Source organism: Arthrobacter sp. TJ-238, from assembly GCF_058269215.1.
This window is the reverse complement of sequence record NZ_JBZCNH010000001.1, coordinates 226,196-251,072: the sequence shown is the minus strand read 5'-3', so window position 1 is coordinate 251,072 and position 24,877 is coordinate 226,196. Positions and strand designations below refer to the sequence as shown.

The 24,877-nt window shown below is 70.0% G+C and carries 24 protein-coding genes and 2 riboswitches; of the genes, 18 read left to right on the top strand and 6 right to left on the bottom strand.

The window, feature by feature from the left end:
* Nucleotides 1-270 precede the first annotated feature (270 nt).
* The 4 genes from AC4D2O_RS01165 (at nucleotide 271) to AC4D2O_RS01150 (ending at nucleotide 2,341) form a co-directional block, all read left to right on the top strand.
* The gene (locus AC4D2O_RS01165) at nucleotides 271-474 is read left to right on the top strand and encodes a helix-turn-helix domain-containing protein (RefSeq protein ID WP_490904696.1); all 204 of its coding nucleotides are present in this window, start codon (nucleotides 271-273) and stop codon (nucleotides 472-474) included.
* Nucleotides 475-672: 198 nt separating this feature from the next.
* Nucleotides 673-1,170 (top strand): DUF2975 domain-containing protein, encoded by a 498-nt coding sequence (locus AC4D2O_RS01160; protein ID WP_490904695.1) that lies wholly within the window; start codon nucleotides 673-675, stop codon nucleotides 1,168-1,170.
* Entirely contained in the window at nucleotides 1,170-1,472 is a 303-nt protein-coding gene (locus AC4D2O_RS01155) for a helix-turn-helix domain-containing protein (RefSeq protein WP_490904694.1), read from the top strand. The genes AC4D2O_RS01160 and AC4D2O_RS01155 overlap by 1 nt, the downstream gene beginning before the upstream one ends.
* A complete protein-coding gene (locus AC4D2O_RS01150) occupies nucleotides 1,469-2,341 on the top strand; it encodes an oxygenase MpaB family protein (protein WP_490904693.1) in 873 nt (290 codons plus the stop codon). Before AC4D2O_RS01155 ends, AC4D2O_RS01150 begins: the two co-directional genes overlap by 4 nt.
* 129 nt (nucleotides 2,342-2,470) lie before the next feature.
* Here AC4D2O_RS01150 and AC4D2O_RS01145 read toward each other — a convergent pair whose 3' ends face one another.
* The gene (locus AC4D2O_RS01145) at nucleotides 2,471-3,073 is read right to left on the bottom strand and encodes a hypothetical protein (protein WP_490904691.1); all 603 of its coding nucleotides are present in this window, start codon (nucleotides 3,071-3,073) and stop codon (nucleotides 2,471-2,473) included.
* A 244-nt stretch (nucleotides 3,074-3,317) separates the two neighbouring features.
* Between AC4D2O_RS01145 and AC4D2O_RS01140 the strand changes: the two genes are divergently transcribed.
* Nucleotides 3,318-4,607 carry an adenylosuccinate synthase gene (locus tag AC4D2O_RS01140; RefSeq protein ID WP_490904690.1) on the top strand — a complete coding sequence of 430 codons (1,290 nt, stop codon included), beginning with the start codon at nucleotides 3,318-3,320 and terminating at the stop codon, nucleotides 4,605-4,607.
* 81 nt (nucleotides 4,608-4,688) lie between these two features.
* Here AC4D2O_RS01140 and AC4D2O_RS01135 read toward each other — a convergent pair whose 3' ends face one another.
* Together AC4D2O_RS01135 and AC4D2O_RS01130 are read right to left on the bottom strand one after the other, a co-directional pair.
* Complete coding sequence (locus AC4D2O_RS01135; RefSeq protein WP_490904689.1) at nucleotides 4,689-5,459, bottom strand: SurA N-terminal domain-containing protein; 771 nt, start codon at nucleotides 5,457-5,459, stop codon at nucleotides 4,689-4,691.
* 144 nt (nucleotides 5,460-5,603) lie between these two features.
* Nucleotides 5,604-6,110, bottom strand: coding sequence for a DUF427 domain-containing protein (locus AC4D2O_RS01130; protein ID WP_490904687.1), 507 nt, complete (start codon nucleotides 6,108-6,110; stop codon nucleotides 5,604-5,606).
* 81 nt (nucleotides 6,111-6,191) lie between these two features.
* Between AC4D2O_RS01130 and AC4D2O_RS01125 the strand changes: the two genes are divergently transcribed.
* The 10 genes from AC4D2O_RS01125 to AC4D2O_RS01080 all read left to right on the top strand — a co-directional run bounded on the left by AC4D2O_RS01125 (nucleotide 6,192) and on the right by AC4D2O_RS01080 (nucleotide 18,595).
* The gene (locus AC4D2O_RS01125; protein ID WP_490904686.1) at nucleotides 6,192-6,998 is read left to right on the top strand and encodes a carbon-nitrogen hydrolase family protein; all 807 of its coding nucleotides are present in this window, start codon (nucleotides 6,192-6,194) and stop codon (nucleotides 6,996-6,998) included.
* A gap of 76 nt (nucleotides 6,999-7,074) precedes the next feature.
* Nucleotides 7,075-8,085: a LacI family DNA-binding transcriptional regulator gene (locus AC4D2O_RS01120; RefSeq protein WP_490905163.1), complete on the top strand. Its 1,011-nt coding sequence runs from the start codon at nucleotides 7,075-7,077 to the stop codon at nucleotides 8,083-8,085.
* Between the two features lie 152 nt (nucleotides 8,086-8,237).
* Nucleotides 8,238-9,959 carry a ribulokinase gene (araB, locus tag AC4D2O_RS01115; RefSeq protein ID WP_490904684.1) on the top strand — a complete coding sequence of 574 codons (1,722 nt, stop codon included), beginning with the start codon at nucleotides 8,238-8,240 and terminating at the stop codon, nucleotides 9,957-9,959.
* Complete coding sequence (locus tag AC4D2O_RS01110; RefSeq protein WP_490904683.1) at nucleotides 9,956-10,669, top strand: L-ribulose-5-phosphate 4-epimerase; 714 nt, start codon at nucleotides 9,956-9,958, stop codon at nucleotides 10,667-10,669. Before araB ends, AC4D2O_RS01110 begins: the two co-directional genes overlap by 4 nt.
* Complete coding sequence (gene araA, locus AC4D2O_RS01105; protein WP_490904682.1) at nucleotides 10,666-12,180, top strand: L-arabinose isomerase; 1,515 nt, start codon at nucleotides 10,666-10,668, stop codon at nucleotides 12,178-12,180. The genes AC4D2O_RS01110 and araA overlap by 4 nt, the downstream gene beginning before the upstream one ends.
* 58 nt (nucleotides 12,181-12,238) lie before the next feature.
* Nucleotides 12,239-13,354 (top strand): multiple monosaccharide ABC transporter substrate-binding protein, encoded by a 1,116-nt coding sequence (gene chvE, locus AC4D2O_RS01100; protein ID WP_490904681.1) that lies wholly within the window; start codon nucleotides 12,239-12,241, stop codon nucleotides 13,352-13,354.
* Nucleotides 13,355-13,470: 116 nt separating this feature from the next.
* The gene (gene mmsA / locus AC4D2O_RS01095; protein WP_490904680.1) at nucleotides 13,471-15,000 is read left to right on the top strand and encodes a multiple monosaccharide ABC transporter ATP-binding protein; all 1,530 of its coding nucleotides are present in this window, start codon (nucleotides 13,471-13,473) and stop codon (nucleotides 14,998-15,000) included.
* Between the two features lie 4 nt (nucleotides 15,001-15,004).
* Nucleotides 15,005-16,240 (top strand): multiple monosaccharide ABC transporter permease, encoded by a 1,236-nt coding sequence (mmsB, locus tag AC4D2O_RS01090; RefSeq protein WP_490904679.1) that lies wholly within the window; start codon nucleotides 15,005-15,007, stop codon nucleotides 16,238-16,240.
* A gap of 214 nt (nucleotides 16,241-16,454) precedes the next feature.
* Nucleotides 16,455-17,009 carry an RNA polymerase sigma factor gene (locus AC4D2O_RS01085; protein WP_490904678.1) on the top strand — a complete coding sequence of 185 codons (555 nt, stop codon included), beginning with the start codon at nucleotides 16,455-16,457 and terminating at the stop codon, nucleotides 17,007-17,009.
* Nucleotides 17,006-18,595, top strand: coding sequence for a hypothetical protein (locus AC4D2O_RS01080; protein WP_490904677.1), 1,590 nt, complete (start codon nucleotides 17,006-17,008; stop codon nucleotides 18,593-18,595). The genes AC4D2O_RS01085 and AC4D2O_RS01080 overlap by 4 nt, the downstream gene beginning before the upstream one ends.
* 124 nt (nucleotides 18,596-18,719) lie before the next feature.
* On the opposite strand, the gene AC4D2O_RS01075 is transcribed toward AC4D2O_RS01080, so the two are convergent.
* The 3 genes from AC4D2O_RS01075 to sfnG are packed head-to-tail and all read right to left on the bottom strand — an operon-like array spanning nucleotide 18,720 to nucleotide 21,762.
* Nucleotides 18,720-19,220 carry a CoA-binding protein gene (locus AC4D2O_RS01075; protein WP_490904675.1) on the bottom strand — a complete coding sequence of 167 codons (501 nt, stop codon included), beginning with the start codon at nucleotides 19,218-19,220 and terminating at the stop codon, nucleotides 18,720-18,722.
* A complete protein-coding gene (locus tag AC4D2O_RS01070) occupies nucleotides 19,217-20,596 on the bottom strand; it encodes an O-acetylhomoserine aminocarboxypropyltransferase/cysteine synthase family protein (RefSeq protein ID WP_490904674.1) in 1,380 nt (459 codons plus the stop codon). Before AC4D2O_RS01070 ends, AC4D2O_RS01075 begins: the two co-directional genes overlap by 4 nt.
* Complete coding sequence (gene sfnG, locus AC4D2O_RS01065) at nucleotides 20,596-21,762, bottom strand: dimethylsulfone monooxygenase SfnG (RefSeq protein WP_490904672.1); 1,167 nt, start codon at nucleotides 21,760-21,762, stop codon at nucleotides 20,596-20,598. Before sfnG ends, AC4D2O_RS01070 begins: the two co-directional genes overlap by 1 nt.
* A gap of 5 nt (nucleotides 21,763-21,767) precedes the next feature.
* Nucleotides 21,768-21,871, bottom strand: a riboswitch (SAM riboswitch).
* Between the two features lie 189 nt (nucleotides 21,872-22,060).
* On the opposite strand from sfnG, the gene AC4D2O_RS01060 reads away from it, so the two are divergent.
* The 3 genes from AC4D2O_RS01060 (at nucleotide 22,061) to AC4D2O_RS01050 (ending at nucleotide 24,784) form a co-directional block, all read left to right on the top strand.
* Complete coding sequence (locus tag AC4D2O_RS01060) at nucleotides 22,061-23,188, top strand: glycoside hydrolase family 6 protein (protein ID WP_490904671.1); 1,128 nt, start codon at nucleotides 22,061-22,063, stop codon at nucleotides 23,186-23,188.
* Between the two features lie 63 nt (nucleotides 23,189-23,251).
* Entirely contained in the window at nucleotides 23,252-23,494 is a 243-nt protein-coding gene (locus tag AC4D2O_RS01055) for a hypothetical protein (RefSeq protein WP_490904670.1), read from the top strand.
* A gap of 108 nt (nucleotides 23,495-23,602) precedes the next feature.
* Nucleotides 23,603-23,783: riboswitch (cyclic di-AMP (ydaO/yuaA leader) on the top strand.
* A 5-nt stretch (nucleotides 23,784-23,788) separates the two neighbouring features.
* Nucleotides 23,789-24,784, top strand: a complete 996-nt coding sequence (locus tag AC4D2O_RS01050; protein ID WP_490904669.1) for a LysM peptidoglycan-binding domain-containing protein — start codon at nucleotides 23,789-23,791, stop codon at nucleotides 24,782-24,784.
* The last annotated feature ends 93 nt before the right edge of the window (nucleotides 24,785-24,877 follow it).

Below are 24,877 nucleotides of genomic sequence, written 5' to 3'. Positions count from 1 at the left end.
GCCGTCCTTCCTGCTGCCCCGGGTCCTGACGGGGCGGTCCGCACGCTCCCGCCCGGCGCCCGCGCCTCCAGCGTCCGGGGCCCCCGGCAGGACCGGCAGCCGGCCCACGCGGAGGTGCTCGGAGGTCTCCGAGGCGGGAGCTGCCCGCACGCCATTACTCGATGAGCCCTGTGATAAACGAGTAGTCCTTGTCCTTGTGCCGCTGTTACCAGCGCGACCAATGTTAAAGGCTCCACAGACCGTGGTGAGGCGAAGGGAAGTGGGGCTGACATGGCCACGAGCACAAGCACGGGACAGCTGTACACGGTGGCGGAAGTGGCCGCCATGATGCGCGTCTCGAAGATGACCGTCTACCGGATGGTGCAGTCCGGCACCATCAACAGCATCCGGTTCGGGCGGTCCTACCGCGTGCCGCAGAGCGCGGTCCGGGACTACATCGACGCCGCGAACCCCGGCTCGGACTACACGATCTGATTCCTGCGCGACGGGTCGCGGACGTCACCGCGGCCCGCGGACAGGGCGGGGATGCCGCACAGCAGGAACGGACAGACGCCGCGGGGCGATCGTGAGCGTCCGCCCGGTCCGGTGAAGGACACCCACTGATATCGATAGCCTTGTGAATAGTGTCGATTAACGATAGCTTCGTACTGGAAATCAGTAGGAGGAGCTGTCATGGGAAAACTCGCCGTCCTGGCGCTGCGGATCGTGCTGTGCATGATGTTCGCGGGGTCCGTCTTCATCCAGGTGGTCATGGTGCCGCTGCTGGGCGTGGACCTGGAGCAGGCGGATCCGGATGTGGCGCTCATCCGGACCCCGCTCGTCGTCCTCACCGTCCTGGTGATCCTCGCCCTGCAGGTCGCGGTGGTGTGCGTCTGGGGGCTGCTGACCATGGTGCGGCAGGGGACCGTCTTCTCGGGTGATGCCTTCCGGTTGGTGAACGTGGTGATCGGCGCCTTCGCCGCCGCGAGCCTGCTGACCTTCGGGCTCGGCGTGGCACTCGCCCCCGGAGAGGCCGTCGCGCCGGGCGTCGTCCTGCTGATCGGCGGGGTGGCGGTGTCGATCGCGGCCGTTGCGTTGATCGTCCTGGTCCTGAAGGCACTGCTGGTGCAGGCGGTGGACCGGGACGCCGAGGCCCGCCAGCTGCGCACCGAACTGGACGAGGTGATCTGATGCCGATCGTGGTGCGGATCGACGTCGAACTGGCGAAGCGGAAGATGAGCGTCGGCGAGTTCGCGGAGCGGGTGGGCCTGACGCCTGCCAACGTGGCGGTCCTGAAGAACGGGCGGGCCAAGGCCGTCCGCTTCAGCACCCTCGAGGCCATGTGCCGGGTGTTGGGCTGCCAGCCCGGTGACCTGCTCGAGTGGACCGACGACGGCGCCTCGGAGGACGGGTCCGGTGACTGGCCCGATGACAGGTCCGACGACAGGTCCGATGACGAGGGTGCGACCCTGCGGACGGAGGGCGGCGCATGAAGGGCCGTGCCCGGTACTTCCCGGCGGCGCCCGCGCCCGGCACCGCGGGAGATGCCGGGCTGTTCGGCCCTGATTCGGCCGCCTGGCGGATCGCCCGCGAACGGCTGATCGTCGCCGGCGGTCCGGCCGCGCTGCTGCTGCAGGTCGCACACCCGCTCGTCGCCGAGGGGGTGCGGGCCCACAGCGGGTTCGCGACCGACCCGCTGCAGCGCCTGCGCGGGACATTGGATGCAGTCCTCACCGTCACGTTCGGCGACAGGGCCCAGGTACGCGCTGCCGCCGGCCACGTGGCCCGCAGGCATCGCCCCGTCCGCGGGACCCTCCCTGTTCCCGGCGGACCGATGCCCGCCGGGACGCCCTACAGCGCGACCGACCCGGAACTGTCCCTCTGGGTGTTCTCGACCCTCGTCTGGTCGGCGATCGAGGTGACGCACGCGTTCCATCGGCCGGTCCCGGCGGGAGAGCGCGACGCCTACTACCGGGACATGCGGCAGTTCGCCCATTTCTTCGCCGTGCCGGACCGGCTCCTGCCCGGCGACTACGGCGGGCTCGAGCAGTATGTGGAGCAGCAGGTCCGCGCCGTGCTCCACGTCGGCGGGGCCGGACGGCAGATCGCCCGGCAGGTCCTCGCGCCGGACCCGCCGATCGTGCCGTGGCCGCTGAGGGGCATGCCCTCCCTGCTGGCCGCGGGCGTCCTGCCGCCGGTCCTGCGGGAGGCCTATGCGCTTCCGTGGCGCCGACGCGAGCGCGTGGTGTTCGCCGTCGTACGCCTCACCGCCCGGCTCGCCGTGCCCTTGCTGCCCGGGCCGATCCGGTACTGGCCGCACTACCGGGTGGCGCGGGACCGGATGGTACGTGCGGACGGCTGACGGACCGGCGCCCGGCCTGCGGGCTCGTCGTGCACGGGTTCCGGGCGCCTCGCCGGGAGGCGGCGTGTCGTGGCACTGCCCGCCGTCGACCCGCCGAGACGTGTGGACGGAGCCCGGGAGGCGGGCCGGTCACTCCTCCGGGCGGCGGATCGTCGTCGTCACCGTCACCAGTTGCGGACGCGCAGGGGCGGAGCTGAAGCCGAACCGCACGGGCGGGCTCACCGGGGCCAGGGTGCCGAGGTCGGCACCGCGCCATGTCGCCGTCGCGCCGGCGATCGCCCGGGCGGAGGTGACGCCGTAGTACTCGGTGCGCCCGTTCCCCGCGGACCCGGCCGTCGCGACGCCCTTCACGAGCCGTGACGCCACCGGACTGATGGGCCCGAGCCAGCGGGGGTGCGTGGCGAGGCGCCGCGGGACGAGGCCGAGGAGGCGGCCGAGAAGGGTGGCACCCCCGATCCCGGCCCGGACCCGCAGCTCTCCGGCGTCGACCACGAGCCGGTCACCCGTGAGCGTCGAGGCCACGGGTGTGAGCACGACGTCGTCGAACGTGTAGGTGGCCCGGACGTACTCCGCGATCTCGTGGCTGGGCGCGAGCAGCGTCCGCCGGCCGGAAGCCTCCTCGAGCATGACGTCCGTGAACGCCCCGAACGGCGAGGTGTCCCACCGTCCGATCACCAGTCGCGTGCCCGACGTGGTGCCGATCGCGGCGATGTGTCCTTCGAAGCGGTCCATGACCCCATTGTGCACGGGCCACCGGCGCACCGGACCGGGGCGCCGGTGGACCGCCCGGCACCACCTGCAGCCGCCCGCGGCCGTCACGGTCCGCTTATTTCGCCGCCGCTCGGGCCGCTCGGCTAAACTCGGACGGTAAGAGCCCCAGTGGTCGCACGTCGTGCGGCCGGTTGGGGCGTTCTGATGCACGGCGTGCCTGCCGCGGTTGCGTGGCGAGGACCCGTGCCGAATGGGGGAGGATCCCATGCCAGCAATCGTGATCGTCGGAGCCCAATGGGGCGACGAGGGTAAGGGCAAGGCCACGGACCTGCTGGGCGGCCGGGTCGACTACGTCGTGAAGCCGAACGGCGGCAACAACGCCGGCCACACCGTCGTGGTCAACGGCGAGAAGTACGAGCTGAAGCTCCTTCCCGCCGGCATCCTCAGCCCCAACGCCGTCCCGATCATCGGCAACGGCTGCGTGATCAACCTCGAGGCGCTCTTCGAGGAGATCGACGGGCTCCAGGCGCGCGGCGCCGACACCTCGAAGCTGCGCGTGTCCGCCAACGCACACCTCGTGGCCCCCTACCACCAGGTGCTGGACAAGGTCACCGAGCGCTTCCTCGGCAAGCGCGCCATCGGTACCACGGGCCGCGGTATCGGCCCTGCCTACATGGACAAGGTGGCCCGCCTCGGCATCCGGGTCCAGGACGTCTTCGACGAGTCGATCCTGCGCCAGAAGGTGGAGGGCTCCCTCAAGCAGAAGAACGAACTGCTGGTCAAGGTCTACAACCGCCGTGACGTCGAGGTCGAGGAGGTGGTGGAGTACTTCCTGTCCTTCGCCGAGCGCCTCAAGCCCCTCGTGATCGATTCCACCTTCGTGCTCAACGAGGCACTCGACGCCGGCAAGGTGGTCCTCATGGAGGGCGGCCAGGCCACGTTCCTCGACGTGGACCACGGCACCTACCCGTTCGTGACGTCGTCGAACCCCACCGCGGGCGGCGCGTCCGTCGGCTCGGGCATCGGGCCCACGCGCATCTCCCGCTCGATCGGCATCATCAAGGCGTACACCACGCGTGTGGGCGCAGGCCCGTTCCCCACCGAGCTGTTCGACGACATGGGCATGTACCTGCAGACCAAGGGCGGTGAGTTCGGCGTGAACACGGGCCGCCCGCGCCGGTGCGGCTGGTACGACGCCGTGCTGGCGCGCCATGCGTCGCGCGTCAACGGCTTCACCGACTACTTCGTGACGAAGCTCGACGTCCTCACAGGGATCGAGAGCATCCCGGTGTGCGTGGCGTACGACGTCGACGGCGTGCGGCACGACGAGATGCCCATGACGCAGACCGAGTTCCACCACGCGAAGCCGATCTTCGAGTACTTCGACGGCTGGACCGAGGACATCACGGGTGCCCGGACCATCGAGGACCTGCCGGACAACGCGCAGACCTACGTGCGGGCGCTCGAGAAGCTCTCCGGGACCCGGTTCTCGGCCATCGGCGTGGGGCCCGACCGCGACCAGACCATCGTGGTCAACGACCTCATCGGCGGCTGACGCGGATCCCGCAGCACCGTTGCGGCATGGACACAGGAAGGGCGGCTCCCGCGGGAGCCGCCCTTCGCCGTGCACCGGGTGCTAGAGGTTGACCGTGATCTCGGCGCTTTCGCGGAGCCTGCCGATGAGCGCCTGCGCGGCCTCCGAGGTCTTCCCGCCCCGTAGCTGCTCCTCGACCTGCGACCGCACCTCCTCGAGCGGCGGGATCGCCGTGGTGTCACCGCCGGCCTCCTGCTGGGCCACCGCGGCGTCGTAGGCGTCCTGGATCTCCTGGTCCGTGGGCGTGGTGTCGCCGGCCTCCTCGGCGAGGAGCGCGTCGAGCTTCACCTGGTCGGAGAGCTGGCGGTCGAACGCGGTGTCGTCGAGCCCCTGCTCGGCTGCTGCCGCACGGAGTTCCTCCTCCGAACCGAGCCCGCTGGACTGCAGGAGTTCGTCGATCGCGGCGGCGCGGGCTTCCGGCGTCGCCTCGATCCCGCGGGCCTCCGCCTCCTGCCGGAGCAGTTCGGTGCTGACGAGGTTGTCCGCGACGGTGGTCTTCAGCTGGTCCTGGTCGACCTCCTGGCCGCCGGCCTGTGCCTGGCCCGCCGCCTGGCTGAACTGGCCCTCGTAGGTGGTGGTGAAGAGCTCGCGGCTGATCTCCGTGCCGTTCACCACGGCGACGACGTCCGGGATGCCCTCGAGGTCGGGCTCGGGGAGTGCCGCCTGCTCGGGCGCCTCCGAGGGCGCTGCGGTCGACGCCGCCGTGTCCTCGGGTGCTTCCGCCGAGCCGCTGCAGCCGCCCAGGAGGGCCGCCGAGGCCACGAGGGCCGCGGTGAGCAGCCGTGCGCGCCGCACTGATCGTGAGATGGTCATGAGAGATGTCCTGACGTTGCGTACGGGGTCGGCCGACAAGCCTAGCAACGCAGCATGTCCGCGACCTCGGTGGATCCTGAACGCGCGCTGGGCGCCCACGGGCACCAGCCGGGCACCAGTCGGCATCAACCGGGCACCAGTCCGTCACCAGCCCCAGGTGCCTGCGCCCCCCTTGAACGGTCCCACGATCGCCGCCGTGATCCAGCCCCCGTAGAAATCACCCTCCTGCGCCTGCACCGTCTCACCGTCCACGGTGCAGCTGTCCATCCGCGACGGGTACAGGGCCGCTCGTGAGGCCAGCTCCCCGTACCCCGCCACCGGCGAGGGGTACGTCCACGCGCCGCGCGGGCTCCGCGCGCTGCCGGCGACGACGTCGAAGTAGCTCGCGGCGCCCTTGAACTCGCAGTGCGTGGTGCCCTCGACAGGGACGAGGACGCCCGGCACGAAATCCGCGATCGGCAGGTAGTAGACCGGCGGGTGGCTCGTCTCGAGCACCCGGACCGCGCGGTCCGTGGTGACGATCAGCTGCCCGCCGAAGCGCACCTCGATCATCGCCGTCGCCTGCTCCACCCGCGGCGGCCTCGGGTAGTCCCACACTGATTCCTGGCCGGGACCCGGCGGGGTCCGCCTGCCCTGCATCGGGTTCCTCATGGTGAGAAGGCTACTCCGGCGTGCCGCCCGGGGAGTCTGTAGGCTGGTCGAAAGGCACGGCATACACGTGAGGGCGGCAACATGTTGGTCAGCGTCGGGCAGTTCCGGCCGGGTGGGGATGTCCCGGCGAATCTGGCGGTCATGCGGGAGCTCGCCGCGGAGGCCTCCTCCGAGGGCTCGGCGCTGATCGTCTTCCCCGAGGAGTCCATGCTCTCCATCGGGCAGGTCGAGGGCCCGCTCCAGCAGGCGGTCGAGGCGACCTGGACGTCCTTCGTGCAGCAGCTGTCCTTCATCGCCGCCGAGCACTCCCTCGGCATCATCGCCGGCGGTTACGAGCCCAGCGGCGAGGAACGGCCCTTCAACACGCTCGTGCTGATCGACGCGACCGGCCGGATCGTGGACACCTACCGCAAGCTGCACCTCTACGACGCCTTCAGCTACCAGGAATCGACGCGCATCAAGCCGGGCGACGGCGGCATCACGGTCGCCGAGATCGGCGACGTCCGCGTGGGGCTCATGACGTGCTACGACCTCCGGTTCCCCGAGCAGGCGCGTGCGCTCGCCGACGCCGGGGCGGACCTCCTCTGCGTGCCGGCGTCCTGGTTCAAGGGGGAGCACAAGATCGAGCACTGGGAGACGCTGCTGAAGGCCCGCGCCATCGAGAACACCCTCTGGGTGGCGGCCGCGGGCACCTCCAGCAGCCACACGATCGGCCACTCCGCCATCCTCGACCCCATGGGCATCCCGCAGGTCCACCTCGACGACGAGGAACGCGGCGTCGTCACCACCGAGGTGTCGCACCGCAGGGTCGACGACGTCCGCGAGTTCCTGCCGGTCCTCAGGAACCGTCGCTTCGGCCGGAACGACACCATTGTCGACGCCCACTGACGCTCAGGACGCCGCGGCGACCGGCCCCGCCACGGGGCGGCGCAGCCGGCCGACGGAGCCGGGCCGTGCCGCCAACATCCGTGATGTGGCGCGCCGGGCCGGCGTCTCCCACCAGACGGTCTCGCGGGTGATCAACGGGCATCCGAGCCTCCGCGTGGAGACCCGCGACCGCGTGCTGGCGGCCATGGACGAGCTCAGCTTCCGCCCCAACCGTGCCGCGCGGGCCCTCGTGACGAGCCGGTCCACCACCGTGGGCGTGCTCGTGAGCAAGGGCTTCGAGTACGGTCCGGCCGCGAGCCTGCAGGCCATCGACAGTGCGGCCCGCGTGGCGGGGTACGCCCTCGACGTCGCGCACCTCGACGACGCTGAGGGCGGCTCGATCCGCGCAGCGCTGGACCGCCTCCTGGCGCACAACGTGGACGGCCTGATCATCCTGGCGCCGCAGACGCAGACGCTCGCGGAGATCGAGCGACTCTCCATCACGCTGCCGTTCGTGACGGTCCACTCCGCCCGGGCGTACGACGACCACCGACTCTCCGTGGACCAGTCGGGCGGGGCCGCCCTCGCGACGCGCCACCTGCTCGAGCTCGGGCACCGGCGGATCGCGCACATCTCGGGCCCCGACGGCTGGTTCGAGACCGAGGCGCGCGTGCGGGGATACCGCGGTGAGATGGAGGCCTGGGGGAGCCGGCCGGAAGCGCTGCTCTCCGGGGACTGGACGGCGGAGTCGGGCTACCGTGCGGGACTCGCCCTGGTGGGGGACCCGGGCGTCACCGCCGTCTTCTCGTCGAACGACCAGATGGCACTCGGACTCCTCCACGCGTTCCGCGAGCACGGACGCCACGCGCCCCGGGACATCAGCGTGGTGGGGTTCGACGACGTCCCGGAGGCCGCGCACTACTGGCCGCCCCTGACGACCGTCCGGCAGAACTTCCCGGAGCTGGGCAGGCGTTGCGTGGCACGCCTGCTGGGTCTCATCGGCGAGGACACGGCCCGGTCGGGCGCACAGGGACCACCCGCGGGTGCGGCGCGGGACGTCGTCCCGGAGCTGGTGGTCCGGGCCTCCACGGCGCCTGCGGCGCCGTGACCGCGGGGGTTGTCCCGCCCGATCGTTGACACGCACCACCACTTCGCGCCTACACTGGTGTCCGCGAATGTGAACGGTCACATGACTGCGAGCATCGACGATCCACCAGAGCACTGCTTTGCGGTCTCGAGAAGAACGAAGAGGTCCTTCCCTTGAGTGACTCCATCCCGGGCGCAACTGCCGGACCGACCGGCCGGCCCACCTACGTCATCGGCGTCGACTACGGCACCCTCTCCGGGCGTGCCGTCGTCGTCCGCGTCTCCGACGGCGCCGAACTCGGCGCCTCGACGCTCGAGTACCCGCACGCCGTCATGGACTCCACGCTCGCCGCCACGGGCGAGCAGCTCCCGCCCGATTGGGCCCTCCAGGTGCCCTCCGACTACGTGGACGTGCTCCGCACGGCCGTCCCGGCCGCCGTGCGGGAGGCGGGCATCGACCCGCACGATGTCATCGGCATCGCCACCGACTTCACGGCCTGCACCATGGTGCCCACCCTCGCCGACGGCACGCCGCTCAACGAGGTGCCGGGCTACGAGGGGCGTCCGCACGCCTACGTGAAGCTGTGGAAGCACCACGCCGCGCAGGGCCAGGCCAACCGGATCAACGAACTCGCCGCCGAACGGGGCGAGGCCTGGCTGCCCCGCTACGGCGGGCTGATCTCGAGCGAGTGGGAGTTCGCGAAGGGGCTCCAGCTGCTCGAGGAGGACCGCGAGCTGTACGACCTCATGGACCACTGGGTCGAGGCGGCCGACTGGATCGTCTGGCAGCTGACGGGGCAGTACGTGCGGAACGCCTGCACCGCCGGGTACAAGGGCATCTACCAGGACGGCGCCTACCCGTCGGACGAGTTCCTCGCCGCGCTCAACCCCGATTTCGCCGGGTTCGCCCGCGAGAAGGTGGAGCACACCATCGGCGCCCTCGCGTCGAGGGCAGGCTCCCTGTCCGAGGAGGCCGCCGGCTGGACCGGGCTGCCCGCCGGCATCGCCGTCGCCGTCGGGAACGTGGACGCGCACGTCACGTCGCCCGCCGCGCAGGCCACCGACCCCGGCCAGATGGTCGCCATCATGGGCACCTCCACGTGCCACGTCATGAACTCCGACCGCCTCGCCGAGGTGCCCGGCATGTGCGGCGTGGTGGACGGCGGGATCGTGGCCGGCTTCTACGGCTACGAGGCCGGCCAGTCCGGCGTCGGTGACATCTTCGCGTGGTTCGTCGCGAACCAGGTACCCGGGGAGATCAAGGACGCCGCCACCGCCCGGGGCCTGAGCGTGCACGAGTACCTGACCGAGCAGGCGCAGACCGAGCCCGTCGGGGCCCACGGCCTGGTGGCCCTGGACTGGCACTCCGGCAACCGCTCGGTCCTCGTGGACCACGAGCTCTCCGGCACCATCGTGGGCCTCACCCTCGCCACCAAGCCCCACGAGGTCTACCGCGCCCTGCTGGAATCGACGGCGTTCGGCACACGGAAGATCGTCGAGACCTTCAACGCCTCGGACGTCCCCGTGACCGAGTTCGTGGCCGCGGGCGGGCTCATCCGCAACCCGTTCCTGATGCAGGTCTACGCCGACGTGCTGAACATGCCCATCTCCGTGATCGGCAGTTCCCAGGGCCCTGCCCTCGGGTCCGCGATCCACGCCGCCGTCGCGGCGGGAGCCTACGAGGACATCCACGCCGCCGCCGCCGCGATGGGTCGGCTGGACCGCGCCGCGTACATCCCCGACCCGGAGCGCGCCGAGGCGTACGACGCCCTCTACCGCGAGTACACGCAGCTCCATGACTACTTCGGCCGCGGCGCCAACGACGTCATGCACCGGCTCAAGGCCCTGCGCCGCTCGGCCCGGACCGCTCCTGCACAGCAGGCGGTGTCCGCATGAGCCGGTTCACCCCCGACGTGGAGGCCGCCATCGCGGCGGTCCGCGAGGACGTCGCCGCCCTGCACGCCGGACTCGTGCGCTACGGACTCGTGGTCTGGACCGGCGGCAACGTCTCCGGCCGCGTGCCCGGCGCCGACCTGTTCGTCATCAAGCCCTCCGGCGTCAGTTACGACGAGCTGACGCCGGAGAACCAGATCCTCTGCGACCTCGGCGGCAACGTCATCGACGGGACACCCGGATCCGAGCGCTCGCCCTCGAGCGACACCGCGGCGCACGCCTACGTGTACCGCCACATGCCCGACGTCGGCGGCGTGGTGCACACACACTCCACCTATGCCGTCGCCTGGGCCGCCCGCGGCGAGCCCATCCCGTGCGTCATCACCGCCATGGCCGACGAGTTCGGCGGGGAGATCCCGGTCGGTCCGTTCGCGATCATCGGAGACGACTCGATCGGCCGCGGCATCGTCGAGACCCTCACCGGGCACCGCTCCCGCGGGGTCCTCATGAAGAGCCATGGCCCCTTCACCATCGGCAGGGACGCGAAGGACGCCGTCAAGGCCGCGGTCATGCTCGAGGACGTCGCCCGCACCGTCCACATCTCCCGCCAGCTCGGCGCGCCCGCCGGCATCCAGGCCGAGCACATCGACTCCCTTTTCGACCGGTACCAGAACGTGTACGGTCAGTCATCGACCCCAGGAGCCCCTGCATGAGCCCCCTCAGCACCACCCTCGACGCCTACGAAGTCTGGTTCCTCACCGGCAGCCAGGACCTCTACGGCGAGGAGACCCTGCAGCAGGTCGCGGAGCAGTCCCAGGAGATCGTACGGATGCTCGGCGACGCCGGCCTGCCCGTGAAGGTCGTCTGGAAGCCGACGCTCAAGGACTCCGCCTCGATCCGGCGGATGGCGCTCGAGGTCAACGCGGCGGACAACGCTATCGGCGTGATCGCCTGGATGCACACGTTCAGCCCGGCGAAGATGTGGATCGCGGGCCTCGACGCGCTGCGCAAGCCGCTGCTGCACCTGCACACGCAGATCAACGTGGCCCTCCCGTGGGGCGAGATCGACTTCGACTTCATGAACCTCAACCAGGCCGCCCACGGCGACCGCGAGTTCGGGTACATCCAGTCGCGCCTCGGCGTGCCGCGGAAGACCGTCGTCGGGCACGTCTCCAGCCCCGACGTCTGCGCGAAGGTCGCCACGTGGCAGCGCGCCGCCGCCGGGTGGGCCGCCGTCCACGAGCTCAAGGTCGCGCGCTTCGGCGACAACATGCGCAACGTCGCGGTGACCGAGGGTGACAAGACCGAGGCCGAGCTCCGGTTCGGCGTCTCGATCAACACGTGGGGCGTCAACGACCTCGTCGCCGCCGTCGAGGCGCAGTCGGAGGACGACGTCGATGCCCTCGTGGCCGAGTACGAGGAGACGTACGACGTCGTCCCCGAACTCCGCCGCGGCGGCGAGCGCCACGAGTCGCTGCGCTACGGCGCCCGGCAGGAACTCGGCCTGCTGTCCTTCCTGGAGGAGGGCGGCTTCGGCGCCTTCACCACGAACTTCGAGGACCTCGGGGCGCTGCGGCAGCTGCCCGGCCTCGCCGTCCAGCGGCTCATGGCCCGTGGCTACGGGTTCGGTGCCGAGGGCGACTGGAAGACCGCCGTCCTGGTGCGGGCCGCGAAGGTCATGGGTGCGGGGCTGCCCGGCGGGGCCTCCCTCATGGAGGACTACACGTACCACCTGGTTCCGGGGGAGGAGAAGATCCTCGGGGCGCACATGCTCGAGATCTGCCCCACCCTGACCACGTCGAAGCCCACCCTCGAGGTGCACCCGCTGGGGATCGGCGGCAAGGAGGACCCCGTGCGGCTCGTGTTCGACACCGATTCCGGTGCCGGCGTCGTCGTCGCGATGTCGGACATGCGGGACCGCTTCCGCCTGACCGCCAATGCCGTCGAGATCGTCCCGCCGGACGCCTCGCTCCCCAACCTGCCGGTCGCGCGCGCAGTGTGGAAGCCGGAGCCGAGCCTCGAGACCTCCGCGGCAGCCTGGCTGAGCGCCGGCGCCGCGCACCACACCGTCCTCACCACCGCGGTGGGCCTCGAGGTCTTCGAGGACTTCGCGGACATCGCCGAGGTCGAACTGCTGCGGATCGACGCCGACACGAAGCTGCGGGACTTCCAGCGCGAACTCCGCTGGAACGCGGCCTATTATCGGCTGGCGCAGAAACTGTAGGAGCCACTCCCCGAAAGCCGGCACTGCCGCCGGAAACCACTCACAAGAAAGTTCCACCATGAATCGGAAATACCTGGCCGGCATCGCGGCCGCCAGCATCCTGACCCTCAGCCTCACCGCATGCGGTGGCAGCAGGGGCGGCGGCGACGCCGCCGCCGAGGGCGGGTCCAACGAGGGTGCCAAGATCGGCGTGGCCATGCCGACGCAGCAGTCCGAGCGCTGGATCGCCGACGGCGAGAACGTCAAGAGCCAGCTCGAGGACCTCGGCTACGAGGTGGACCTCCAGTTCGCCAACGACGACATCCCCACGCAGGTCAGCCAGATCGAGAACATGATCAACGGCGGCGTGAAGGCCCTCGTCGTCGCGTCGATCGACGGCACCACGCTCACGAGCGTCCTCGACCAGGCCGAGTCGCAGGACATCCCGGTCATCGCCTACGACCGCCTCATCAACGAGTCCGACACCGTCGACTACTACACCACCTTCGACAACGAGGAGGTCGGCGTCCAGCAGGCCACCTCGCTGCTGACGGGCCTCGGCATCCTCGACGCCGAGGGCAAGGAGACCGGCGCGGCCGGTCCGTTCGACGTCGAGCTCTTCGCCGGCAGCCCCGACGACAACAACGCGACGTTCTTCTGGGACGGCGCCATGAAGACCCTGCAGCCCTACCTCGACAGCGGTGTGCTCCGCGTACCCAGCGGGCAGACCGACTTCGAGCAGGCGGCCATCCTCCGCTGGCTGCCCGACACGGCCCAGGACCGCATGGAGGACCTGCTCACCGTCGGCGGCGGCGAGCGCCTCGAGGGTGTGCTCTCCCCGTACGACGGTCTGTCCATCGGGATCATCTCGGCGCTGACCTCCGGCGGCTACGCCACCGACGAGCTGCCCGTCGTCACGGGTCAGGACGCCGAGGTGGGTTCGGTGAAGTCCATCATCGCCGGCGAGCAGTACTCCACGATCTTCAAGGACGTCCGCGAGCTCGGCAAGCAGGCCGTCACCATGGTCGACGCCCTCATGAAGGGCGAGGAGCCCGAGGTGAACGACACCGAGACGTACGACAACGGCGTCAAGGTCGTCCCGTCCTACCTCCTCGAGTCGCAGATCGTCACGGTCGACAACTACGAGGCCGCGCTCGTCGAGACCGAGTACTACACCGAGGACGAGCTCAAGTAGCCGTCCCGCAGCACCCCTGATGCCTGTGGCTCCGGACCGTTCCTGGTCCGGAGCCACAGGCGCTGTACCTCGCCCGGCCCTGCCGGGACTTCCACTCAAGTAAGCGAGGCTCCACCATGGCGGAGAACATCCTTCGGATGCGCCGCATCACCAAGACCTTCCCAGGCGTGAAGGCACTGCAGGACGTCAATCTCGACGTCGAGCGCGGAGAAGTCCATGCGATCTGCGGGGAGAACGGGGCCGGGAAGTCGACCCTCATGAAGGTGCTGTCCGGGGTCTACCCGCACGGCACGTACGACGGCGACATCGAATTCGAGGGCGGTGTCGTCGAGTTCAAGGACATCCGCGACAGCGAGCGCGACGGGATCGTCATCATCCACCAGGAACTGGCACTGTCCCCGTACCTGTCCGTCGCGGAGAACATCTTCCTCGGCAACGAGCGGGAGAAGCGCGGGTTCATCAACTGGAACGAGACCAATGTCGAGGCGGCCAAGCTGCTCCGCCGCGTGGGCCTGGACCTCAACCCGGTGGTCCGCGCCGGTGACATCGGCGTCGGCAAGCAGCAGCTCGTGGAGATCGCCAAGGCGCTGTCGAAGAACGTCAAGCTGCTGATCCTCGACGAACCCACCGCGGCCCTGAACGACGAGGACTCCGCGCACCTCCTCGGGCTCGTCAAGGGCCTGCGGGCCGAGGGCATCACCTGCATCATCATCAGCCACAAGCTCAACGAGATCCGGGCCATCGCGGACTCGGTGACCATCCTCCGCGACGGGCGCACCATCGAGACACTGAGCCTCCACGACGGCTCGGTGACGGAGGAGCGCATCATCAGGGGCATGGTGGGGCGCGACATGGAGAGCCGCTACCCCGAGCGCACGCCGGTCATCGGCGAGGAGGTCCTCCGCGTCGAGGACTGGACGGTGCACCACCCGCAGGAGAGCGCGCGCGTGGTCGTCGACGCCGCGAACCTCTCGGTCCGTGCCGGTGAGGTGGTCGGTATCGCCGGTCTCATGGGTGCCGGGCGGACCGAGCTCGCCATGAGCATCTTCGGGCGCAGCTACGGCTCGCACATCACGGGCACCCTCTACAAGAACGGGACCCCGATCACCACGCGCACCGTGGGCGAGGCGATCCGGCACGGCATCGCGTACGCCACGGAGGACCGCAAGCGGTACGGGCTGAACCTGATCGACGACATCAAGCGGAACATCTCCGGTGCCGCGCTCGGCAAGCTCGCGAAGCGCGGCTGGGTGGACGGCGGCCGGGAGGCCGTGGTCGCGGGCGACTACCGGATGTCCATGAACATCAAGGCGCCCTCCGTCGCCGCGATCACGGGGAAGCTCTCCGGCGGCAACCAGCAGAAGGTGGTGCTCTCCAAGTGGATGTTCTCGGACCCCGATGTCCTGATCCTCGACGAGCCCACACGCGGGATCGACGTCGGCGCCAAGTACGAGATCTACACGATCATCAACCGCCTCGCCGCAGAGGGGAAGGCGGTGATCGTCATCTCCTCCGAGCTGCCCGAGCTCCTCGGCATCTGTGATCGCATCTACACCCTCGCCGAAGGCCGCATCACCGCGGAGGTGCCCATCGGGCAGGCGACCCCGGAACTCCTCATGCAGTACATGACCAAGGAAAAGGACTGATTCCATGGCTACCACCGTCAAAGACCCCGCAGTGACCGCACCTCCGCCTCCCGTCAAGCACGGGCTGGCCTTCCTCACGAGCCGGCTGCGGCAGATCGGCATCTTCGTAGCGCTCATCGTCATCGTCGCCCTGTTCCAGGTGCTGACCGGGGGCGCGCTGCTCATGCCGGACAACGTCTCGAACATCATCGTGCAGAACAGCTACATCCTGCTCCTGGCCATCGGCATGGTCATGATCATCGTCGCCGGGCACATCGACCTGTCCGTCGGGTCCGTGGCGGCCTTCGTCGGCGCGATGTCCGGCATCATGATCCAGGACTGGGGCTTCACCTGGTGGGTGGCGTTCATCGCTTCGCTCGTGATCGGCGGGCTCGTCGGCGCGTGGCAGGGCTTCTGGGTGGCCTACGTGGGCATCCCCGCCTTCATCGTGACGCTCGCAGGCATGCTCGTGTTCCGCGGCCTCACGCAGATCGTGCTCGAGAACCAGCGCATCACGGGGTTCCCGGAGGAGTACCGCCAGCTCGGCGGCGGCTTCCTCTTCCCCGGGCTCTTCCCGCCGGAGACGAACCTCCTCGACTGGACCACGGTGGCCCTCGGCGTCCTCGCCGTCGTCCTCCTCGTCGCCAGCCAGCTCCGTGGGCGCGCCACCCGCGCCCGCCTCAAGCTCGAGGACGAGCCCGCGGCCTGGTTCTTCACCAAGCTCGCCTTCATCGCCGCCATCATCCTGGGCCTGACCTACCTGCTGGCCGGCTCGCGCAGCGGTACGCCGATCGTGCTCGTAGTCCTCGGCGTCCTGATCGTCGCCTACAGCCTGGTCATGAGCAACAGCGTGTTCGGCCGCCACGTGTACGCCCGCGGTGGGAACCTGCAGGCTGCACAGCTCTCGGGGGTCAACACCAAGCGCATCGACTTCATGCTCTTCGTCAACATGGGTGTGCTCGCAGCCCTGGCGGGGCTCATCTTCACCGGTCGCCTCAACTCGGCCGGCCCAGGGGCGGGAAACCTCTTCGAGCTCGACGCCATCGCCGCGGCATTCATCGGCGGAGCGGCCGTCACAGGCGGCGTGGGCACCGTGATCGGGGCCATCACGGGCGGCCTGATCATGGGCGTGCTCAACAACGGGATGTCGCTGCTCGGCGTCGGCATCGACGTCCAGCAGTTCATCAAGGGCATGGTGCTCCTGTTGGCCGTCGGCTTCGACGTCTTCAACAAGCGCCGCGCCTCGAGCGCCCTGAAGTAGGGCCGGGAGGACGCCGGAAGAAATTCCGGCGGCGGCGTAACTTTTGCGTCCCTCCGGTCGATTACCCAGATGTAAGCGCCGCACCGAGGCTTATCCCCCAACGGGCCTCGGTGCGGCCTTTTCGTGTCGCGGCACAGGTGCGTCCCGCGGCAGGACGGTCGAGGCCAACGGTTACGATGGTCACGCCGCCCCGCTCGAGCAAGGAAAAGACACCGTGGTCCCACCGCTGCCTGATGATGCGCTCGACCGCGCACGGGCCGGAGAACCTGCGGCACTCTCACTGATCTACCAGGAACTGAGTCCGAGCGTGCTCGGCTATTTCGCGGGCCGGGGCACTGAGGACCCGGAGGCACTCACGCAGGAGGTCTTCCTCACGGTCTTCTCGAAACTCGACTCCGTCTCCGGCGGGCTGCGGGGGCTGCGCACCTTCACCTTCTCGGTGGCGCACGCCCGGCACGTGGACGAGGTGCGGAGGAAGGTGCGGGCACCGGTCCTCGTGGGCTACGAGGCCGACGGCGACACGCGCACCGTCGAGTCGGCGGAGATGGTGGCGCTGGGGAACCTCGATGCCGGAGAGGCCACGGGCATGCTGGCACAGCTCAATGCGGAGCAGCGCGACGTGCTCCTGCTGCGCATCGTGGCCGAACTGCCGATCGAGCAGGTCGCGGAGATCCTCGGCAGGTCGGCAGGATCGGTCAAGCAGCTGCAGCGGCGGGGACTGCTCAAGCTGAAGGAACTCGTACACCCCAACGAATCGGATGCACAATGACTGGACGCCAAACGCCGTCGCCGGACTCCGTGCCGCGCATCCTCGAGGAGGCGGGCATCGCCGAGGACCCGGCGCTCGTCCACGCCGTCCGGAGCATCGCGGCGCTGAACGAGCGGTCCGCACCGGACGCCTCCGCCGAGCTCGCGCAGCTCATGGCCGACGGCGGCAGGGCGCCGCAGAGCCGCCGGAACAAGCGCCGCATCACGTTCATCGGTGGTGCCCTCGCGGTGTCCATGGGTGCGGGCATGTCCGGGGTCGCGGCGGGGACGCTCCATCTCCGCGACGGGTTCGACGACGCCGTCGTCTCCATCACCCGCTTCACCGTCCGCGATGACGTCGACCGGGCCGAGCCCGCCCCGGGACCGCTCGCCGACGCGGGCCGACGGCATGTTCCCACCGCTGTCCCGGGGGCGCCCACTCACGCCCACGCTCCGGCGTCGTCCGCCTCTGCGGACGCCGGCGGTCTCCCCGCACCGGCTCCCGCTCCCGCGTGGCCCGATGCGGGCGTCGCTGCCGCTGCCCCGACGGCGCCGCCCGTCGCACCGGAAGCCCGGCCACCGGCCGGCACGGCGTTCCCAGCAGACCCCGCGACCCCTGCGCCGGATGGGCCGCAGCCGCGCGCGGTCCCGGTGACGCCACCCGCGACGGGAACGGCGCCGGGCGCGACCGGCCGACCCGATCAGGCGCGGGCCGGTCAGGGTCGGTCGGGCCAGGGCATGCTCGGGCAGCGCTCGACCCCGCCCCGGCCCGTCCAGGAGAAGTCCGGTCCGGTCACGCCGGGCCAGGCCAAGCCCGGTCCGGTCACGCCGGGCCAGGTCAAGCCCGGTCCGGTCACGCGGGGCCAGGTCACGCCCGGCCAGGTCACGCGGGGTCAGGTCAAGCCCGGACAGGTCACGCGGGGTCAGGTCAAGCCCGGACAGGTCACGCGGGATCAGGTCAAGCCCGGCCAGGTCACGCGGGGTCAGGTCACGCCCGGCCAGGGCCGGGACAGAAGCGTGCCGAAGGAGAGCACCGGCACCGGTCCGGAGACGATCAGCGGTGACACGCCGGCTCCTGTCCACCACCGCAGGTCGTGGCTCCGCGCACCGGCCGGTCCTGCCGACGCGTTCTTCCTCGACGCACCGATCGCCCTGGACGCCGAAGGGCTCGCGCTGTTCCCTGCCGATGCGCTCTTCGATCCGGCGGACCCGGCGCCGGGGCTTCCGGCCGAACCAGCCGAACCGGCCGAACCGGCCGAGCCGGCCGAACCGGCCGAACCGGCCGAACCGGCCGAACCGGCCGAACCAGTCGAACCAGCCGACGCTCTGCCGGCCCACACCCTGCCGGAAGTCGCTCTGCCGGAGGACGCTCTGCCGGAAGTCGCTCTGCCGGAGGACGCTCTGCCGGAGGACGCTCTGCCGGAGGACGCTCTGCCGTTGGAACCCGTCGAGCCGTTGGAAGCTGAAGCACAGGACAGCTCCGGTGTAGACGTCGTCTCCGGTCCCGACGTCATCGTGCCCGAGGCCGCCGTGACCGGGCTCGAGGCGACGAACGCCGCAGCCCCCGACGTCGTGCCTGCGGAGTCGACGGACCACCACGCCGAATGACGCCGGCTCAGGGCTTCCCGCCCCGATCCAGGGTCGCCGTCTCCGAGGCCTGCTCCCGATCAGTGGGAACGTGTGACCATTCCCACTGATCGGAACCGAGAGCCGGGAGGGAAGGGCAGGCGCCCTATGAGGTGATCTGCCGCTTCGAGGAGATCACGCCGGTGTTGAACCCGGCGAGGTTGAGCCCCCCGTGGAAGCGCGCGTGCTCGATCTTGATGCAGCGGTCCATCACCACGTCCAGGCCCGCGGCCTCCGCGTCCCGCGCGACCCCCTCGTGCCACGAGCCGAGCTGCAGCCACAGCGTCCTCGCGCCGACGTCGAGCGTCTCCGCCAGCACGGAGGGCAGATCGTCGTGCTTGCGGAACACGTCCACGACGTCGGGCACCTCGGGCAGGTCCTTCAGGGACGCGTAGGCCGGCTGACCCAGGATCTCCTTCGCCACGGGGTTCACGAAGTACAGCCGGTAGGGCGAGGAGGACTGCAGGTAGGTGGCCACGAAGTAGGAGGCCCGCGAGGGCTTGTCCGATGCTCCGACGATCGCCACCGACCGCGCGTTCCTCAGCAGGGCCAGGCGTTCCGGAGCCGAGGGCCCCTCCCAGGTACGCGGTGCTGCTGTCCCGCTCATGCTCCCACTCCCACTGCCCGCGTTGCGGATTCGTCGTCGTCGTCCTGTCCGGCTGCCTCCTGCGGGAGGTCCTCGAACGATGCGTCCGAGGCGTTCGCCGCGACGTCGAGCGCCTGGTCGAGGTCCCACAGGATGTCGTCGAGGTCTTCGAGGCCCACCGAGATGCGCACCAGGTCCTCGGGGACGCCGGCCGCGGCGAGCTGCTCGGCCGAGAGCTGCTGGTGCGTCGTCGAGCCGGGGTGGATCACGAGCGTGCGCGCGTCGCCCACGTTCGCCAGGTGCGAGGCGATCTGCAGCGACTCGATGAACTTCTGGCCGGCCTTGCGCCCGCCCTTGACGCCGAAGCTGAACACCGACCCGGGTCCCTGGGGCAGGTAGGTCTTCGCGCGCTCGTGGTGGACGTGCGTGGGGAGTCCCGCGTAGTTCACATATTCGACGCGGGGATCGGCCTGCAGCCATTCCGCCACGGCCTGCGCGTTCTCGAGGTGCTCGTCGAGGCGCTGGGCCAGGGTCTCCACCCCCTGCAGGAGCTGGAAGGCCGACGACGGCGAGAGCGACGGCCCGATGTCGCGGAGCTGCTCGGTGCGGAGCTTGGTCAGGAACCCGTACTCGCCGAAGTTCGCCCACCACTGGATGTTGCCGTAGGAGGGCACCGGCTCGGTCATCATGGGGAACTTGCCGTTGCCCCAGTCGAACCGTCCGCTCTCCACGATCACGCCGCCGAGGGTGGTGCCGTGCCCGCCGATGAACTTGGTGGCGGAGTGGATGACGATGTCGGCGCCGTGCTCGATGGGCCGCACGAGGTAGGGCGTGCTCAGCGTCGAGTCGACGATGAACGGGATCCCGGCGTCGTGCGCGACCTTCGCCAGCCCGGCGAGGTCCGCGATCTCGCCGGAGGGGTTCGCGATGACCTCGGCGTACACGGCCTTGGTGTTCTCGCGGATGGCGGCGGCGTAGTCGGCCGGATCGGTGCCGGGCACGAAGGTGGTCTCGATGCCGAAGCGCCTCAGGGTGACGTCGAGCTGCGTGACCGTCCCGCCGTACAGCTGCGACGCGGCGACGATGTGGTCGCCCGCCTGACACAGCGCCGCGAAGGTGATGAACTCCGCGCTCATGCCCGACGCCGTCGCCACCGCGCCGATGCCGCCCTCGAGGGACGCGATGCGCTCCTCGAACGCCGCGACGGTGGGATTGCCGATGCGCGAGTAGATGTTGCCGTACTTCTGGAGCGCGAAGAGGTTGGCGGCGTCGTTGGTGTCCTTGAACACGAACGACGTCGTCTGGTAGATCGGCACGGCGCGCGCGCCGTGCGTGGCGTCGGGGGTACCGCCGGCGTGCAGGGCACGCGTGCGGAAACCGAAGGAACGTTCTGCCATCAGATACCTGCCTTGGTGGATTCGTGGGTTGCGAGGGTGGCGTCCGGATCGAAATCGACTCCGGCGGCGCGCGCGGCGTCCGCCTCGAGCTGCCGCACGATCGGCAGGACGTCCGTGCCGAAGGCGGCGACTTCCTCCTGGAAGTGCAGGTAGCAGGTCAGGAGGAGATTCACGCCGATCTTCTTGTACTCGACGATGCGCTCGGCGATCTGCTCGGGCGTGCCGATGAGCCGGGTCCTGAAGCCGTCGTTGTACTGGACGAGATCCTCGAACGAGGAGTCGGCCCACATGCCCCTGCCGTCCTTCGTGGCCGCGCCCGCCTCCTGGACGGCGTCACGGAAGCCCTCGACGGCGGGGCGGTGCGCCTTCGCAACGATCTCGCGCAGCGTGTCCCGGGCCTCCTTCTCGGAGTCTCGGGCGATGACGAACCCGTTGAGCCCGTACCGGGGGTGCCGGCCCGCCTGGGCAGCGGAGGCCCGCACGCCTGCGATGTTCTCCCTGAATCCCTCGAGGTCCTTGCCGTTCGAGAAGTACCAGTCCGCCACCCGGCCCGCGGTGGCCTGCGCCGCCGTCGAATTGCCTCCGAAGAAGATCTCGGGGTGCGGACGCCCGGGCACGTCGACCGGCGCAGGGCTGAGCGTGAAGTCGGTGATGTCGTAGTACTTCCCCGACTGGCTGTACCCCTCCACGGTCCACAGGCCGCGCAGCACGCGGATGAACTCCTCCGTGCGGACGTACCGTTCGTCGTGCTCGAGCCAGTCGAGGCCGAAGTTCACGAACTCGTCCTTGAGCCAGCCGGAGACGATGTTGACTGCGGCACGGCCGTTGGAGATGTGGTCCGCGGTGATGATGAACTTCGCGAGCACGCCCGGGTGCCACATGCCGGGGTGCACCGCGGCGATGACCTTCAGCTTCTCGGTCGCGGCGAGGAGCGCGAGGGAGAACGACGTCGCCTCGTGCTGCTTGTCCGCGCCGTAGGACGCGGCGTAACGGGTCTGCGACAGGGCGTACTCGAAACCGGCGTCCTCCGCGATCCGGGCGAGCTTCCGGTTGTACTCGAAGTCCCAGCCGGTGCGCTGCTCGATGGTCGAGACCACGAGGCCGCCGCTGACGTTCGGCACCCAGTAGGCGAATTTCAGCGGGGTGGAAAGGTCGGCGACGCTCATCATGTCCTCCATCGGTCTGGCAGTAGCACCCTACTGTCGCCGCGGATCGCGGAGGCCAGGGTTGCTGCGGCGTCAGTGAGCCAGATCTCTCAGCCGCTCGGGATGGTCAGAACGAGTGTGACACCGTGCACTCGCGGAACCAAACAATGTGTCCCCCGAAGAGCTCGCCACCCGCTCGTGCGGGGAGTGCCGGGACCCTTGACAAAGTTGACCGGCGCAACAAAGACCGGCCGTGGGAGCGCTTCCACGGGGAAAGGGGCGCATTCCGTTCGGGTTCTCGAAACCACCCATCATCGACATGAGGAGCAACGAGGCACAGCGCCAGATCGCCGGGCTGCGGTCCTCGGGTGACCGTCGGACGGCGGACGGCCTCAGTGCGATGGTCTCCACGCCGCAGGCCGTGTGGGTCACGGACGGCGACCCCACCACGGTGACGCGGGAGGTCCGTGCCACCACGCATCGCGCCGCCGGCAAGAAGCAGATGCCCGTGCTCGCCGCCTACAACCTGCCGTTCCGCGACTGCGCGCAGTACTCGGCCGGCGGGGCGACCGACGTCGCCGGCTACAAGACCTGGATCGACGCCCTCGCGGCAGGTATCGAGGATCGGGCCGCGATGGTGGTGCTCGAGCCGGACGGGCTCGGGATCATCCCCTGGTACCGCGGGCTCGACGGCAACCTCGAGTGGTGCCAGCCGGCGGAGGCCGACGCCGCGACCGCGGCCGCGGAACGCTTCGAGATGCTCGACTACGCGGTGGACCGGCTCAAGGCGCTGCCGAACACGAAGGTCTATCTCGACGGCACGCACAGCGCCTGGCTCGGCACGGGGGAGATCGCCAGCCGCCTCGTGAAGGCCGGCGTGCAGAAGGCGGACGGGTTCTTCCTCAACGTCTCCAACTACGAGCTCACCGAGCGGCAGCTGAAGTACGGCTCCTGGGTGTCCCAGTGCATCTACTACGCCACCGAGATCGACCCGGGCGCCTACGGCTCCTGCGCCAGCCAGTTCTACCCGGCCTCACCCTCCGACTTCTCGACGTGGGGCCTGACGGATGCCTGGTACGCCCAGAACGTGGCGGGTGCCCGCAACGCGCCGACGTCGGAGGACCTGGCGCACTTCGTGGTCGATACCAGCCGCAACGGCCGCGGGCCGTGGGTGCCGACGGCGACCTACCCGGATCCGCAGGTCTGGTGCAATCCTCCGGCTCGCGGACTGGGCCATACGCCCACCACGGACACGGGCAACGACCTCGCCGACGCCTTCCTGTGGATCAAGGTGCCCGGCGAGTCGGACGGCGAGTGCAGCCGCGGCCTGACCACCAACGGCGGGGTCGATCCCGAGTGGGGCCGGGTGGACCCCGCGGCAGGCGGCTGGTTCCCGGAGCAGGCCCTCGACCTGATCAGGAACGCCGGCGCCCCCGCCCGGCGCTGATGCACGAGGGGCGTGCGCGGTCCCAGCACACCGCGCACGCCCCTGCCGCCTAGGCTGGAGGACATGGAGAGCTGGAAGAACGCGCAGCGTGCCCACGAGCGGAGGCTCTGGGGCACGCTGTTCTGCGTCGGCGTGGCGCTGACGGCCGCACTGTCCAGCAGCCTCATCGCTGCGGCGATCAGCGCGGAACCAGGGGCGGCCCTCTGGTTCCATCTCCAGCAGTCCGTCCTGCTCGTCCTCACCGTGGCAGGCACCGCGCTCGCCCTCCGCCGGTGGCGATCGGCCCGCGTCGGAGGGGCAGGATAACCGCCGTTACGGGAATGTGACAAAACGTTCGAGCAGTAGCTATGTTCTTCTGGTGCCTCTGCCCATGAGAGGTGCTCCTGGACGGAATGCCGAGCCCTGCCGTCGTCCGGGATACGTTCGCAATCACCACGGCGGGGACGGGGGAACCACAGTTCCAGTGGACGCGCAGCTCTGACTGCGGACGTCCTTGGGGTTAAGTCGCACTGCACACGCCGACCAGGTGACGCGCGCGACCGGGTGACTCCCATCCGAACCCGACAGCTCACCCCGCAGGCATGGGAGAGGTATACATCCATGTCACGAAACATCTCTTCGGCGCGCCACCGTGCCGATATCGACGGCAATCTCGCGCTGCAGGGCCTGTCCCGCGCCGCCAAGGCCAACGCCACGATGATCGGCCGTCCCGTTGCCATCGTCGCCGTCACGTCGGGCCTCGCGCTCAGCGCCGTCGGCACCGCCAACGCCGGCACCTACTCGGACCAGGGCACGACGACGGCTCCCGCTGCAGTAGCGGCCCCGGCCGCTCCCGCAGCAGTAGCGGCCCCGGCCGCTCCCGCTGTCGCCGCCGCTCCGGCAGCAGCTGCGACCGGTGCGACGCACACGGTCGTCGCAGGGGACACCCTCGGCGCGATCTCCGCCAGCTACGGTGCCGACCTGACCGCGGTCCTCGCGGCCAACGGGCTCTCCCTGGCATCGATCATCTTCCCGGGTGATTCCATCGCGATCCCCGCGGGTGGATCGGCCCCGGCGCCGACGGTCTCCGTCCCTGTCGCCGTCGCTCCCGCCGCTCCTGCCGCTCCCGTGGAGCAGGCAGCGGTCGTCGCCCCGGCGCCGGTCGTGCAGCAGGCAGCAGCCGTAGCTCCGGCTCCGGTCGTGCAGCAGGCAGCAGCCGTAGCTCCGGCTCCGGCTCCGGCCGTCTCGACGGACCCGGGTTCGGGCGTCTACCTGGCCTCGGCCGCCGCCACCCCGGCAGCCGGCGGCGTCGGTGCGACCCTCCTGGCCTCGGCGCAGGGACAGCTTGCAGCCGGAGCCGTCTATGACTGCACCGTGCTCGTGGAGAACGCGCTGCGCGCCGCCGGTATCGCCGCGGGCGACCTCGGCCCGTCGCAGTTCTTCCAGTTCGGCTCGACCGTGGCGACCCCCGCCCCGGGCGACATCGTCATCACCGGTGGCCACGTGGCCATCTACGCCGGTGGCGGCCAGGTCATCAGCAGCGGCATGAACGGTTCGAACCTGACCATGCAGCACCCCCTCTCGGACCTCCCGGGAGCATCCTTCGTCCGGGTATAACACCTAGGCGGACCACACACGGGAAGCGGCAGGTGCTTGGACGGGGCACCTGCCGCTTCCTTGCGTTAATAACGGGCGCCGGCGGGCCTGACG